Source organism: Kitasatospora sp. NPDC101801 (genome assembly GCF_044766665.1).
In the GTDB taxonomy this organism is placed as follows: Bacteria; Actinomycetota; Actinomycetes; order Streptomycetales; family Streptomycetaceae; genus Kitasatospora.
Genome location: NZ_JBIWML010000002.1, coordinates 315,879 through 329,296 on the forward strand (window position 1 = coordinate 315,879; position 13,418 = coordinate 329,296).

12 protein-coding genes are annotated in these 13,418 nt (G+C 73.2%); 3 read left to right on the forward strand and 9 right to left on the reverse strand.

The annotated features are described in order from the left end of the window. Positions 1-77: 77 nt before the first annotated feature. From ACIRPK_RS05685 to hrcA, 6 genes are all read right to left on the reverse strand, one after another. Positions 78-995: a ribonuclease Z gene (locus tag ACIRPK_RS05685; protein WP_403033474.1), complete on the reverse strand. Its 918-nt coding sequence runs from the start codon at positions 993-995 to the stop codon at positions 78-80. Positions 996-999: 4 nt separating this feature from the next. After that, positions 1,000-1,353: a histidine triad nucleotide-binding protein gene (locus ACIRPK_RS05690; protein WP_403033741.1), complete on the reverse strand. Its 354-nt coding sequence runs from the start codon at positions 1,351-1,353 to the stop codon at positions 1,000-1,002. Positions 1,354-1,455: 102 nt separating this feature from the next. Further along, positions 1,456-4,647: a PDZ domain-containing protein gene (locus ACIRPK_RS05695; RefSeq protein ID WP_403033477.1), complete on the reverse strand. Its 3,192-nt coding sequence runs from the start codon at positions 4,645-4,647 to the stop codon at positions 1,456-1,458. A gap of 461 nt (positions 4,648-5,108) precedes the next feature. After that, on the reverse strand, positions 5,109-5,858 hold the full coding sequence (locus ACIRPK_RS05700; RefSeq protein ID WP_403033480.1) for a 16S rRNA (uracil(1498)-N(3))-methyltransferase: 750 nt from the start codon (positions 5,856-5,858) through the stop codon (positions 5,109-5,111). A gap of 39 nt (positions 5,859-5,897) precedes the next feature. After that, a complete protein-coding gene (gene dnaJ / locus ACIRPK_RS05705; protein WP_184919616.1) occupies positions 5,898-7,037 on the reverse strand; it encodes a molecular chaperone DnaJ in 1,140 nt (379 codons plus the stop codon). Positions 7,038-7,094: 57 nt separating this feature from the next. Beyond that, a complete protein-coding gene (gene hrcA / locus ACIRPK_RS05710; protein ID WP_403033483.1) occupies positions 7,095-8,126 on the reverse strand; it encodes a heat-inducible transcriptional repressor HrcA in 1,032 nt (343 codons plus the stop codon). Between the two features lie 221 nt (positions 8,127-8,347). On the opposite strand from hrcA, the gene htpX reads away from it, so the two are divergent. Both htpX and ACIRPK_RS05720 read left to right on the forward strand, forming a co-directional pair. Beyond that, complete coding sequence (htpX, locus tag ACIRPK_RS05715; RefSeq protein ID WP_403033486.1) at positions 8,348-9,265, forward strand: zinc metalloprotease HtpX; 918 nt, start codon at positions 8,348-8,350, stop codon at positions 9,263-9,265. Between the two features lie 15 nt (positions 9,266-9,280). Further along, on the forward strand, positions 9,281-9,859 hold the full coding sequence (locus tag ACIRPK_RS05720) for a hypothetical protein (RefSeq protein WP_403033488.1): 579 nt from the start codon (positions 9,281-9,283) through the stop codon (positions 9,857-9,859). 3 nt (positions 9,860-9,862) lie between these two features. Here ACIRPK_RS05720 and ACIRPK_RS05725 read toward each other — a convergent pair whose 3' ends face one another. Then, positions 9,863-10,540, reverse strand: coding sequence for a hypothetical protein (locus ACIRPK_RS05725; protein ID WP_403033491.1), 678 nt, complete (start codon positions 10,538-10,540; stop codon positions 9,863-9,865). Between the two features lie 148 nt (positions 10,541-10,688). Here ACIRPK_RS05725 and ACIRPK_RS05730 point away from each other — a divergent pair, with 148 nt between their 5' ends. Next, the gene (locus ACIRPK_RS05730; protein WP_403033493.1) at positions 10,689-11,519 is read left to right on the forward strand and encodes a DUF3097 domain-containing protein; all 831 of its coding nucleotides are present in this window, start codon (positions 10,689-10,691) and stop codon (positions 11,517-11,519) included. On the opposite strand, the gene ACIRPK_RS05735 is transcribed toward ACIRPK_RS05730, so the two are convergent. Together ACIRPK_RS05735 and hemW are read right to left on the reverse strand one after the other, a co-directional pair. Continuing rightward, entirely contained in the window at positions 11,507-12,070 is a 564-nt protein-coding gene (locus tag ACIRPK_RS05735) for a Uma2 family endonuclease (RefSeq protein WP_403033496.1), read from the reverse strand. The genes ACIRPK_RS05730 and ACIRPK_RS05735 overlap by 13 nt on opposite strands. A gap of 79 nt (positions 12,071-12,149) precedes the next feature. Continuing rightward, the gene (gene hemW, locus ACIRPK_RS05740) at positions 12,150-13,379 is read right to left on the reverse strand and encodes a radical SAM family heme chaperone HemW (RefSeq protein ID WP_403033497.1); all 1,230 of its coding nucleotides are present in this window, start codon (positions 13,377-13,379) and stop codon (positions 12,150-12,152) included. Positions 13,380-13,418: the final 39 nt, after the last annotated feature.

A 13,418-nucleotide genomic window follows, 5' to 3' on the forward strand; every position in this document is an offset into this window, starting at 1 on the left:
GCGGTGGCGCGGCCCGCCGCCGGGGCGACGGAGTTCGATGGTCCGGGAGTTGTGCTCCGGACGCGAGTGCTTTTCACTCAGAGCCGCCCCGGCACCGGGACCCGGGCCAGGTCCTCGGCCACCACCAGCTCGCCGTCGAAGTACTTCCGGGCCTCGGCCAGGTGGCCGGTCAGGTCCGGGTAGCGCTGCGAGAAGTGGGTCAGCACCAGCGTGCGCACCCCCGCCTCGGCGGCGGCCCGGGCCGCCTGCCCCGCGGTCAGGTGGCCGTGGTCCTCGGCGAGCTGCGCCTCGGACTCCAGGAAGGTCGCCTCGATCACCAGCAGGTCGGCGCCCTCGGCCAGTTCGCCGACGCCGGGGCAGAGCCGGGTGTCCATCACGAAGGCGAACTTCTGGCCCCGGCGGACCTCGCTCACCTCGGCCAGCGTGACGGTCCGTCCGGCCAGCTCGATCCGGCCGTCCCGCTGCAGCTTCCCGACGTCCGGGCCGCGCAGCCCGAACTCGGCCAGCCGCGCGGGCAGCAGCCGGGTCGAGTCGGGCTCGGTGAGGCGGTAGCCGAAGGAGTCCACCGGGTGCGAGAGCCGGACCGCCGACAGCTCGAACGGGGCGCCCGGCGCGGCCAGCGGACCGGGCGCCCCGATCGGGTGCGGGCGCAGCTCGGCCGTCTCGTGGAAGGCGGTGGCCTGCCGGAGCCGGTCGAAGAAGACCTGGCCACTGGCCGGGTAGTAGGCGTCCACCGGGTGCGGCACCCGGTCCAGGTTGATCCGCTGGATCACCCCCGCCAGGCCCAGCGAGTGGTCGCCGTGGAAGTGGGTGACCGCGATCCGGGTCAGCTGGGTGGCCGAGACCCCGGCGTGCAGCATCTGACGCTGCGTCCCCTCGCCGGGATCGAAGAGCAGGCCCTCGCCGTCCCAGCGGAGCAGGTAGCCGTTGTGGTTCCGGTGCCGGGTGGGCACCTGGCTGGCGGTGCCGAGGACGACGAGTTCGCGCTGTGACACCGGATCAGACCAGGCCCTCGTGCAGCGTCTTCCCGCCGAGCAGGTGGACGTGCGCGTGGAAGACGGTCTGGCCCGCACCGGCCCCGGTGTTGAAGATCAACCGGTAGTCGGTCAGCCCCTCCTCGCGGGCCACCTCGCCCGCCTCGGCGAGCAGTTCGCCCGCGATCGCCGGCTCGGCGGCGGCCAGCGCGGCGGCGTTCGGGTAGTGGGCGTGCGGGATCACCAGGACGTGGGTCGGCGCCTGCGGGTGGATGTCCCGGAAGGCCAGCGTGTGCTCGCTCTTCCGGACCACCGTCGCGGGGATCTCGCCCGCCACGATCTTGCAGAACAGGCAGTCGGACTGCGGCTCGCCGGCCATCTCGGTCTCCTTCACGGTGATCGTCACTACCTGCCGCAGCCTAACGGAGGCGGCCGGTCACGTACCGGCACGCGGTACGTTCCCGGCCGCCTCCTGGCGGCGCTACAGCTCCGGGCCGGTCCGGGCCGGGGTCCCGGCCAGCGCGGCCAGCGCGATCCGGACGCCCTCGGCGAGCTGCGGGTCCTCGCCGTTGGCCCACTGGTGCGGGGCGATCACCACCTCGACGTCCGGGTCGATGCCGTGGTTCTCCACGCCCCAGTCGTAACCCTCCAGCCAGAAGGCGTACTTGGGCTGGGTGACACCGGTGCCGTCGACCAGGCTGTACTTGCCGTCGATGCCGACCACACCGCCCCAGGTCCGGGTGCCGACCACCGGGCCGATCTTCAGGGCCTGGATGGCGGCGTTCACGATGTCGCCGTCCGAGCCCGCGAACTCGTCGGCCAGCGCGACCACCGGGCCGCGCGGGGCGTCCGCCGGGTACGGGGCGGCGCCGTCCAGGTCGCGGCCGAGGTCCCAGCCGACGATCTTCCGGCTGAGCTTCTCGATGATCAGCTGCGAGGTGTGGCCGCCGCGGTTCTCCCGGAGGTCGACCAGGACGCCCTCCTTGGCCATCTCGACCCGCAGGTCCCGGTGCAGCTGGGCCCAGCCGACGCTCTGCATGTCGGGGATGTGCAGGTAGCCGAGCCGGCCGGCCGACAGCTCCCGGACGGCGGCCCGGCGTCCGGCCACCCAGTCGTGGTAGCGCAGCGCCTCCTCGTCGGCCAGCGGCACCACCACCGGGTGGCGCTCCGCGCCGTCCTTGGCCGCCACGGTCAGCTCGACCGGCTGGCCGGCGGTGCCCGCGAGCAGCGGCGCGGGGCCGGTCACCGGGTCCACCGGGCGGCCGTTCACGGCCAGCACCGCGTCCCCGGCCCGGACCGCCGCACCGGGCGCGGCCAGCGGCGAGCGGGCCCGCGGGTCGGAGGACTCGCCGGGCAGCACCCGGGCCACCCGCCAGACCTCGCCGTCCCGCACCAGGTCGGCGCCGAGCAGGCCCTGCCGACGGGCCGCCTCGGTGCCCCGCCCGGGCGGCATCACGTACGCGTGCGAGGTGCCCAGCTCGCCGACCGTCTCCCAGAGCACGTCCACCAGGTCGTCATGGGTGCCGGCCCGCTCGACCAGCGGCCGGTACCTGGCCAGCGCGCCGGCCCAGTCGAAGCCGCCGAGGTCGGCCCGCCAGAAGTTGTCCCGCATCAGGCGGCCGTTCTCGTCGAACATCTGCCGCCACTCGGCCGCCGGGTCCACGGTGGCCCTGATCCGCTCCAGATCGACCGTCAGGTCGTCGTCGTCACCGGCCTTGTGGTCGGCCGGGAGGATCCGCAGACCGCCCTCGTCGAGGACCGCGATCCGGCTGCCGTCGCCGCTGACCCGGAAGTCGTCCAGCGCCTCGACCAGCTGCTCGGCCTTGAGCTTCTTGAAGTCGAAGCGCTCCAGCGCCGGGCGCGGGTGCTCGTCCTCCAGTGAGGCGGCGTTGTCGCCGAGCATGCCGAGCAGCGGGTGCCTGGTCCACAGCACGCCGTCCTTGGCCGCCCGCAGGCTGCCGAACTGCCCGCCCTCGACCGGGAACGGGATGATCCGGTCGGCGATCCCGTCCAGGTCCACCCGGGTCTCGGGGACGGTGGGCTCCTCCGCCGCCTCCTCGTCCTTCTTCTTCGGCTCCTCGTCCTCGCCGGTGAGCGAGCGGCCGGCCCGCTGCGGGCCGAACGGTGACGGGGTGTCGGCGGCCAGCGTGATCAGGAACGGCCGGGCACCGGTCGGGAAGGACAGGTCGAAGACGTGCGCGTCGTAGACCGGGTCGAAGTTGCGCACCGACAGGAAGGCCAGGTGCCTGCCGTCCGCCGTGAAGACCGGCGAGTAGTCGATGAAGCGCTGCGGGGTGGCCTCGGCGACCGTACGGTCCGTCAGGTCGGCCAGCACGATCTGGCGCAGCGACTCCGCGCCCAGGGTCGGCTGGGACCAGGCCAGCCGCCGCGAGTCCGGCGAGAAGGCCAGTCCGGTGACCTCACCGTGGCCGCTCCTGGCCAGCTGGTGCAGGGTGCCGTCGGCCAGCGAGAGCAGCAGCACCCGGCCGTCGTGCGAGGCCAGCGCCAGCGTCCCGCCGTCCGGCGAGACGGCCAGGCCGAGCACCCGGCCGAGCTGCCCGGCCGCGAACCGCTGCCGCTCGGCGCCGAGCACGGCGGGGGCGTACTCCACCGCGTCGTCGCCCTCGGCGTCGGTGATCCACACCACGCCCTGCTCGCCGTCCTGCCCCGGCACGATCCGGGCCAGCCGGTGCCGGACCCCGGGGGTCTCGGCCAGCACCCGGGCCGGGCCCTCCTTGTGGGTCAGCCAGTGCACGCTGCCGCGCACCACCACCGCGCTGGCCCGGCCGGTCCGGTCCGGAGAGACGGTCTCCAACTGCCCGGTGGCCGAGGTCGGCCGGGGCTGACGGCCCGTCCGGGGGCCCGCGAGCAGGATCTCCAGGCGACGCGGCTCGGCGTCCGCCAGGTCGTCCAGGATCCACAGGTCACCCGCGCTGTGCCAGACGATCCGGGTGCCGTCGGTGGTGGCGTTCCTGGCGTAGAACTCGCCGTCGCTGTGCCGCCGCAGGTCGGTGCCGTCCGGCAGGCTGGAGTACAGCTGCCCGACGCCCTCGTGGTCGGAGAGGAAGGCGATCCGGCCACCGACCCAGAGCGGCGAGTCGATGTTGCCGTCCAGCCCGGCGTGCACCCGTTCGAACTCGTGCTCACCGATCCACAACTTGCCCGCCGTGCCGCCCCGGTAGCGCTTCCAGTACGCGGGCTCGGTGGTCAGCGGGGCCAGCAGCAGGGTCCGGTCGCCGTCCGGCTCCTGCGCCAGGCCGCCGATCGGTCCGTACGGCAGCCTGGTCGGCTCGCCGCCGTCCAGCGGGATCGCGAACGCCCAGCTGCGGCGCGGGGTCGCCTGTCCGGCGCTGGACACCGCGACCGGGCGGCCGTCCTTGGTCCAGCCCCGCAGCCGGGTGCGCGGCGCACCCCAGTACGTCAGCCGGCGGGCCTGCCCACCGTCGGTGGGCGCGACGTGGATCTCCGGCGCACCGTCCCGGGTCGAGGTCCAGGCGACGTGCCGGCCGTCCGGCGCGAACCTGGGGTGCCCGACCGGCACCTGATCGGCGGTCAGCCGCCAGGCCCGACCACCGCCCAGCGGCGCGAGCCAGATGTCGTCCTCGGCGACGAAGGTCACCAGGTCGCCGTGCAGGTGGGGATGGCGCAGATACGCGCTCGCAGAGGTCGTCACTGCGTCACTCTATGCAGCCCGGGCACTTCCGCACACGGGTTAGTTGCACTATCCCAGGGCTCGGGGCTGCACCTTCGGCAGACGCTCGGCGGTCGACCACCCAGGGGCCCGGGGGCTGCGCCACTGGCAGGGCGTCCACTTGCACCACCCAGGGGCCCGGGGGCTGCGCCGTAGGCAGGGCGTCCACTTGCACTACCCAGGGGCCCGGGGGCTGCGCCGTAGGCAGGCGCTCAGCGGTCGACTACCCAGGGGCTCGGGGAACTGCGAGGAGATCTGGCGCTCGGGTCACTGCGAAAGTGCCTGACCACCCACGCAACGGTGACCTTTTCCGAGGCCGGCGTCGCAGTTCCCCGAGCCCCTGACTCCGTAGCGGGCTGACCACCTGCCAAAAAGTCGGCGGCGCCCACATCAGCACAGCCCCGAGCCCCTGACTCCGTAGCGGGCTGAGCGCCTGCGGAAGGTCAGGTCCAGCGGCCGGTGCGGCCGAGGAGGAGGGCGCCTGCCGCCACGCCCGCTGTGGAGGTGCGGAGGACGGAGGGGCCGAGCCGGTACGGGGCGGCGCCGGCTTCGGCGAAGGTGGCGAGTTCGTCCGGGGAGACGCCGCCCTCGGGGCCGACGATCAGGACCAGGTCACCGCTCGCGGGGAGCACGGCGGTGGCGAGCGGGGCGGAGCCCTCCTCGTGCAGGACGGCGGCGAATGCCGCCGAGGCCAGCAGCGGGGCCAGCTGACGCGTCGTCATCGGCTCGCGGACCTCGGGGAACCGCAGCCGGCGGGACTGCTTGCCCGCCTCCCGGGCGGTGGCCCGCCACTTGGCGAGGGCCTTGGCGCCCCGGTCGCCCTTCCACTGGGTGATGCAGCGGGAGGCGGCCCAGGGGATCACCACGTCGACCCCGACCTCGGTCATGGTCTCCACCGCGAGCTCGCCGCGGTCGCCCTTCGGCAGGGCCTGGACCACCACGATCCGGGGGGTGGGCGCGGGCTCCTGACGGACGCCCAGCACGGTGACGTCCAGCGCGTCCTTGCCGTGCACGGCCGCCACGGTGCCCTCGACGCCGAGGCCGAGGCCGTCGGCGAGGGTGAGCGCCTCCCCGGGCTCCAGGCGCTTCACGGCGGCGGCATGCCGCCCCTCGGGGCCGTCCAGCCGGACCACCCCGCCGGGGGCGATCCCGGCGAGACGGTCGGTGTCCACGACGAACACGGGGGCGGTCATGCGCGTGCCTTACCTCGAAGCCTGGTACCTGGATCCGGCTCAGCGGCCGTTGAACGCGTCCTTCAGCCGGGAGAACAGACCCTGCTGGCCCGGTGCGAACGTCCCCGAAGGCCGCTCCTCACCGCGCAGCACCGCGAGGCGGCGGAGCAGGTCCTCCTGCTCGGGGTCGAGCTTGGTGGGGGTCTGCACCTCGACATGCACTATCAGGTCGCCCCGGCCGCCGCCGCGCAGGTGCGTGATGCCCCGGCCGTGCAGCGGGATCGACTGGCCGGACTGGGTGCCGGGCCGGATGTCGACCTCCTCCAGACCGTCCAGGGTCTGCAGCGGCACCTGGGTGCCGAGCGAGGCGGCCGTCATCGGGATGGTGACCGTGCAGTGCAGGTCGTCCCCGCGCCGCTGGAAGGTCGGGTGGCTGGTCTCGGCGATCTCGACGTACAGGTCGCCGGCGGGGCCGCCGCCGGGGCCGACCTCGCCCTCGCCCGCGAGCTGGATCCGGGTGCCGTTGTCGACACCGGCCGGGATCTTCACCGTCAGGGTGCGGCGGGCCCGGACCCGGCCGTCGCCCGCGCACTCGGGGCACGGGGTCGGGACCACGGTGCCGAAGCCCTGGCACTGCGGGCACGGCCGCGAGGTCATGACCTGGCCCAGGAAGGACCGGGTGACCTGGGAGACCTCGCCCTTGCCGCGACACATGTCACAGGTCTGCGCCGAGGTGCCGGGGGCCGCGCCCTCGCCGGAGCAGGTGGTGCAGGTGACGGCGGTGTCCACCTGGAGTTCCTTGGTGGTGCCGAACGCGGCCTCCTCCAGGGTGATCTCCAGCCGGATCATCGCGTCCTGGCCGCGCCGGGTGCGCGAGCGCGGCCCGCGCTGGCCGGAGGCCGCGCCGAAGAACGCGTCCATGATGTCGGAGAAGCCGAAGCCCGCCGCGCCCGCGCCGAAGCCGCCCGCACCGCCGCCGTTGGGCGACAGCGGGTCGCCACCGAGGTCGTAGACCTGGCGCTTGGCCGGGTCCGAGAGCACCTCGTAAGCGGCGTTGATCTCCTTGAACCGCTCCTGCGTCTTGGGGTCCGGGTTGACGTCCGGGTGCAGTTCGCGGGCAAGGCGCCGGAACGCCTTCTTGATCTCGTCCTGCCCCGCATCCCGTCGGACGCCGAGTACCGCGTAGTAGTCCGTGGCCACCAAATGCTCCGCTTGTTCCGCCTCTAGAAGTGCTGCGACTGGTCTGACAGTGCTCTGTTAGGACTCGGCCAGGATCTGACCCACGTACCGTGCCACCGCTCGCACCGCCCCCATTGTGCCCGGGTAGTCCATCCGGGTCGGTCCGATCACGCCCAGCTTCGCGACACTCTGATCGCCCGAACCGTAGCCGACCGAGACCACGGAGGTGGAATTGAGCCCCTCGTAGGCGTTCTCGTGGCCGATCCGGACCGTCATCCCCGCGTCCGCCGTCTCACCCAGGAGACGGAGCAGGACGACCTGCTCCTCCAGGGCCTCCAGCACCGGCTGGATGGTGAGCGGGAAGTCGTGGCCGAAGCGGGTCAGGTTGGCCGTACCGGCCAGCATGATCCGCTCCTCGTTCTGCTCGGCCAGCGTCTCGAAGAGGGTGGCCAGCACGGTGCTGACGGTGGGCCGGTCGGCGGGCTCGAAAGCCGCCGGCAGGTCCTCCAGCAGACCGGGCACCTCGGGCAGCGGCCGGCCGACCGCCTCGGTGTTGAGCTTGGCCCGCAAGTCGGCCAGCACCGTCTCGCCGACCGCCCCGGGGCAGTCGACCATCCGCTGCTCGACCCGGCCGGTGTTGGTGATCAGGACCAGCATCACCTTGGCCGGGGCCAGTGCCACCAGCTCGACGTGACGCACCGTCGAGCGGGACAGCGAGGGGTACTGGACCACCGCGACCTGCCGGGTCAGCTGCGCGAGCAGCCGGACCGTACGGGCCACCGTGTCGTCCAGGTCCACCGCGCCGTCCAGGAAGTGCCGGATCGCCCGGCGCTCGGGGGCGGTCATCGGCTTGACCTCGGCCAGCCGGTCCACGAACAGCCGGTACCCCTTGTCGGTGGGGATCCGGCCGGCGCTGGTGTGCGGCTGGTGGATGTAGCCGTCCTCCTCCAGGGCCGCCATGTCGTTGCGCACGGTGGCCGGGGAGACGCCGAGGTTGTGCCGCTCCACCAGGGCCTTGGAGCCGACCGGCTCCTCGGTGCCGACGTAGTCCTGGACGATCGCGCGCAGCACCGCGAGCTTGCGGTCGTCCAACGGCCGCTCGCTGTACATGGCCACGCACCTCCGTCTTCGCTTCCGTCCCGACCTGACCCGTCCCCTGGCACTCAGCTGGGCAGAGTGCCAGGACAGTACCTGCCAGTGTAAGGCCCGACCCCGGCGGCAGGAACGGCACCGCCTGGTGATCCTTCTCCCTGTCCCACCCGCGCCGCCCGTCGAATGCTCCCGGCAAGTGGCAGCATCGAAAGCGACAGATCCGGACATAAGGAGCAGCCATGTCGTCAGGTCAGCACTCCCGCTTCGCACCCGACCGCGGGCTGACCGGTCGGATGGTCACCACGATGTTCCTGATCGGACTGCTCTACGTCGGCTTCACCGGGCTGCTGATAGTGCTGCTCCGGGGGGCCTGGCCGCTGATCGTGCTGATCTCCGGCGGACTGTTCGTGGCCCAGTTCTGGTTCAGCGACCGGATCACCCAGCGGGCGATGGGCGCCCGCGAGGTGACGCCCGAGGAGTACCCGCAACTGCACGGCACCATCGACCGGTTGTGCGCGCTGGCCGACATGCCCAAGCCCCGGGTCGCGGTGACCGACACCGACATGCCGAACGCCTTCGCCACCGGCCGCAACCCCGAGCGCGCCGTGGTCTGCGTCACCACCGGACTGCTCCGGCGGCTGGAGCCGGAGGAGCTGGAGGGCGTGCTCGCGCACGAGCTCTCGCACGTGGCGCACCGGGACGTGGCGGTGATGACCATCGCCGGCTTCCTCGGCGTGCTGGCCGGGGTGATCACCCGGATCGCGCTGTACGGCGGCCTGATGAACGGGCGCGGCCGCAGCAACGACAGCAACGCCGCGCTGGCGATGATCCTGGTCCCGCTGGTCAGCATGGTGGTCTACGCGGCGAGCTTCCTGCTCACCCGGCTGCTGTCCCGCTACCGCGAGCTGGCTGCCGACCGGGCCGCCGCCCAGCTCACCGGGCGGCCCAGCGCGCTGGCCTCGGCGCTGACCAAGGTGACCGGCCAGATCGCCGCCATCCCGAGCGAGGACCTGCGCCGGGCGCAGCCGTACAACGCCTTCTACTTCGCCCCGGCGCTGAGCGCCCGGGAGGCCGCGAGCCAACTGATGTCCACCCACCCGTCGCTGGAGCGGCGGCTGGAGCAGCTCGGCCGGATCTCCGCCGAGCTCGGCCGCTGAGGAGGCACCGACCCGATGGGATTCCTGAACGCCCTGTTCGGCCGCAGCAAGCCGGTCCGGCCCGACCTCGACCAGCTCTTCGGGGTGCCCTCCGCGGCCCTCACCCTGGAGGCCGCCGCCGGCTTCCGCCCCACCGGCTTCGGCTCGGTCTGCTTCGCCGCCGTCGAGGGCGCCGCCTTCACCGAGGTGGCAGGACAGATCCGCGCCCTGCTGGACGCCGACACCGAACGCGGCGGCGTCCCGGTCGAGGTCTCGCAGGACTCGTACGGCTACTCCTGGCTGCTCGCCCGGCACACCCCCGAGGAGCTGCCCGACCTGGTCAACGACCTGCACGCGGTCAACAGCGAGCTGGAGGCGAACGGCTTCGGCCCCCAGCTGCTCTGCTCCATCGTCGGCTTCCGCAACGCGGCCGACCGCCCGCTCGGCCTGGTCTACCTGTACAAGCGCGGCACCTTCTACCCGTTCGCCCCGCTGCCGGGTGAGAAACGCGACAATCCGCTGGAGCTCCAGGTCAAGGCGATGCTCGGGAACGACCTGCGGGTGGAGCAGGACCTCACCCGCTGGTTCCCGGTCTGGGGCGCGCCGGGACTGTAGGGATCAGCCGGCCGCGCGGTAGGCCTCGACCGCCGGGACCAGGACGGCCCGCACACCGGCGGACGGATTCTGGGCGACCACCTGCTGCACCGTCAGGATCACGTCACCGATCCGCGCGAAGCCGGTCTCGGTGACGAACGGGTCGTCCTGGCCCGGGTGGGCCGAGACGATGCGGAGCACCAGGATGTCGTCGGCCGGCACCGCGGCCCCCGCCGTCGACACCACGTCCTGGACCGGGGTGCCGTCCCCGAGCGTGCGGGTGTAGGAGGCACAGCGCTGCGCGGCACCGCGGATGGCGACCATCACCTCGGCGGCCCGGCCGGACGGGTAGCGGTCGAGCACCTCCTGCCCGAACCACCCGTCCCCGGCACCGTCGGCCGGTTCCTGCTGCAGGCCCACCGCCACGTCCTCGGCCGGCGGGGCGTGGGCCGTCATGAAGGAGTCGACGCCGAGTTCGGAGCACGGCATCTCGGCGATCGGGACGGTGGAGGCGGGGCGGTGCGGGGCGCCGGTGGTCGTCGAGTCGATCTCGGCCGTCAGCAGCTCGAAGCCGGGCGGCAGCCGCTCCTGGGTCAGCAGACCGGCCCGCAGCGGCACCCGGGCGGACGCGGTCGCCTCCGCCGGGCGGGCGGCGGACGAGCAGGCCGGGACGGCCAGGACCGCCAGAGCGGCGGCAGCCATCACCGCAGGACGTGCACGCACTGGTTCCCCCAACGAATCCGAAGTCGCCCGCACTCTTTCACAGGGCCGTCCCGGGTCGGCCGGCAGGCCGGCGACCCGTCTCCCCCGGTCCGGGTGACGGCGGGTCAGCTCTCGTAGGATCGGTGCCATGCGCAGCAGGGAGTACGGCCCGGACCTCACCCCGCCGTGGAAGCGGCAGCAGCCCGCCCCCGAGGTGGCGGCCGAGCGGGATCTGGTGGTGGAGGAGGCGGCCACCGGGTTCTGCGGGGCGGTGGTGCGCTGCGAGCGGACGGCAGAGGGGTTCACCGTCACGCTGGAGGACCGGTTCGGCAAGCACCGGGTGTTCCCGCTGGTGCCGCGCGGCTTCCTGCTGGAGGGTCGGGTCGTCACCCTGGTCCGGCCGGTGGCGGCCGCCGCTCCGGCCCGGCCGAAGGTGACCGCCTCCGGGTCGGTCGCGGTGCCCGGCGCCCGGGCCCGGGTGGCCCGCGAGTCCCGGATCTACGTCGAGGGGCGGCACGACGCCGAGCTGGTCGAACGGGTCTGGGGCGACGACCTGCGGATCGAGGGCGTGGTGGTGGAGTACCTGGAGGGCATCGACGACCTGCCGGCCATCGTCGCCGAGTTCGGCCCGGGCCCCGGCCGCCGGCTGGGCGTGCTGGTCGACCACCTGCTGCCCGGCACCAAGGAGCACCGGATCGCCCAGCAGGTCACCGGCGCCGAGGTGCTGATCGTCGGTCACCCCTACATCGACGTCTGGGCGGCCGTGAAGCCGGGCAGCGTCGGCATCCCCGGCTGGCCGGACGTCCCGCGCGGCGAGGAGTGGAAGCTCGGCGTCTGCCGCCGCCTCGGCTGGCCCGAGGACACCCCCGCCGCCTGGAAGCGCATCCTCGCCTCGGTGAACTCCTACCGCGACCTCGACCCGGCCCTGCTGGGCCGGGTCGAGGAGTTGATCGACTTCGTCACGGATCAGGCGGCGTAGCCCTGGAAGTCCGCGGTATCCAGGGTCAGCCCGAGCACGTCGATCGGAATCGGGTCCCCGAACCGGCTGGTCCGCTCGCTCCGGTAGTCCGGCAGCCGTGAGAGGGCGCCGTCGTCGCTCGGTTCGGTGAGCAGCGTGCAGACGCTCTCGATCGGGTCGACGATGAGGTAGGCCTGGATGGCGCCTTCGGCGTACATCCTGCGCTTGGTCCGGTAGTCCCGGTCCACGCTGGTCTTGAAAACCACCTCGACGGCCAGCTTCACCGCAGGGGCGGGCAGCAGACGCCCCGACTCCTCCACGGCTCCCCGTTCGAAGACCACCAGATCCGGCTGCGGCTCGCTCCGGTCTCCCGGGATGGTGAGGTCCTGCGTCTGCAGTGCCCGCCACGCCGCGTAGGGGATCTGGTGCTGGATCGCGGCCACGATCAGGTTGTGCACCATGTCCGGCCCGGCCATCATCACGATTTCGCCCCTGATGAGCTCAGCTTTGAATCCCTCCGGAACCTCCAGGTTCTCGAAGATCCGTATGACCCGGTCATCCACGGCTGTCATCACTGGCTCCCTCGGACGGCTGTCACCAAGGTACCGAGAAACCCGCGCTGCCGGTCAGCCACTCAAGGGTGAACCGCCGTCAGTCCACCAGGTCGCGAACGACCCCGTCCGCCAGCAGCCGCCCGCGCAGGGTGAGGGCGGCCCGGCCGTCGGCGTACGCGTCGGCGTCCAGCAGGCCGTCGGCCAGGGCCCGTTCGGCGGCGGCCAGGCCGTCGGCGGCCAGCAGGTCCAGCGGGCAGCCCTCGCGCAGGCGGAGCTCCAGCAGGATCCGCTCGACCCGGCGGTCCTCCTCGGGGAGGACCTCCCGGCCCTGGCCCGGGGTGCGCTGCTCGGCCAGCGCCTGGGCGTAGGCGGCGGGGTGCTTGGCGTTCCACCAGCGGACGCCGCCGACGTGGCTGTGGGCGCCGGGGCCCGCGCCCCACCAGTCGGCGCCGGTCCAGTAGAGCTCGTTGTGGCGGCAGCGGCCGGCCTCGGAGGTGGCCCAGTTGGAGACCTCGTACCAGGAGAAGCCGGCGGCGGAGAGCGCCTGCTCGGCGATCAGGTACCGGTCGGCGTGCACGTCGTCGTCGATCATCGGCAGTTCGCCGCGCTTGACCCGGGCGGCCAGCTTGGTGCCGTCCTCGACGATCAGCGAGTAGGCCGAGACGTGGTCGGGCCCGGCGCCGATCGCGGCGTCCAGCGAGGCCCGCCAGTCGTCGTCGGACTCCCCGGGGGTGCCGTAGATCAGGTCGAGGTTGACGTGCTCGAACCCCTCCGCACGGGCCTCGGCGACGCACGCCTCCGGGCGGCCGGGGGTGTGGTGCCGGTCCAGCAGCTGCAGCACGTGCGGCTTGGCGCTCTGCATCCCGAACGAGAGCCGGTTGAAGCCGCCCGCGCGCAGCTCGGCCAGGTAGGCCGGGTCGACCGACTCCGGGTTGGCCTCGGTGGACACCTCGGCGCCCGGGGCCAGGCCGAACTCGTCCCGGATCGCGGCCAGCGCCTTCACCAGGTCGGCGGCGGGCAGCAGGGTCGGGGTTCCACCACCGAGGAAGACCGTCTCGACCGGCAGGTCGACGTCCCCGAGCACCCGGCGGGCCAGCCGGATCTCGGCCACCAGGTTGTCGGCGTAGGTCTCCTGCGAGGCCACCGCGCCGGAGGAGCGCAGTTCGGTCGCGGTGTAGGTGTTGAAGTCGCAGTAGCCGCAGCGGCTGGCGCAGTACGGCACGTGCAGGTAGAAACCGAACGGCCGCCCGCCCAGCCCGTCGAGGGCGGAGGCGGGCAGCGAACCGTCGGACGGCAGCGGTTCACCGTCGGGGAGTGCGGAGGGCATGCACCCATTGTCCGGTACGGCCCGGGCGGACCGTACCGG

What these genes read in the sequence shown, in the direction of transcription:
- ACIRPK_RS05690 (WP_403033741.1), bottom strand. Translation starts at nt 1,353, where the DNA reads ATGGCCGGCGAGCCGCAGTCCGACTGCCTGTTCTGCAAGATCGTGGCG.
- ACIRPK_RS05700 (WP_403033480.1), bottom strand. Translation starts at nt 5,858, where the DNA reads ATGACCGCCCCCGTGTTCGTCGTGGACACCGACCGTCTCGCCGGGATC.
- hrcA (WP_403033483.1), bottom strand. Translation starts at nt 8,126, where the DNA reads ATGTACAGCGAGCGGCCGTTGGACGACCGCAAGCTCGCGGTGCTGCGC.
- htpX (WP_403033486.1), top strand. Translation starts at nt 8,348, where the DNA reads ATGTCGTCAGGTCAGCACTCCCGCTTCGCACCCGACCGCGGGCTGACC.
- ACIRPK_RS05720 (WP_403033488.1), top strand. Translation starts at nt 9,281, where the DNA reads ATGGGATTCCTGAACGCCCTGTTCGGCCGCAGCAAGCCGGTCCGGCCC.
- ACIRPK_RS05725 (WP_403033491.1), bottom strand. Translation starts at nt 10,540, where the DNA reads ATGGCTGCCGCCGCTCTGGCGGTCCTGGCCGTCCCGGCCTGCTCGTCC.
- ACIRPK_RS05730 (WP_403033493.1), top strand. Translation starts at nt 10,689, where the DNA reads ATGCGCAGCAGGGAGTACGGCCCGGACCTCACCCCGCCGTGGAAGCGG.
- ACIRPK_RS05735 (WP_403033496.1), bottom strand. Translation starts at nt 12,070, where the DNA reads ATGACAGCCGTGGATGACCGGGTCATACGGATCTTCGAGAACCTGGAG.
- hemW (WP_403033497.1), bottom strand. Translation starts at nt 13,379, where the DNA reads ATGCCCTCCGCACTCCCCGACGGTGAACCGCTGCCGTCCGACGGTTCG.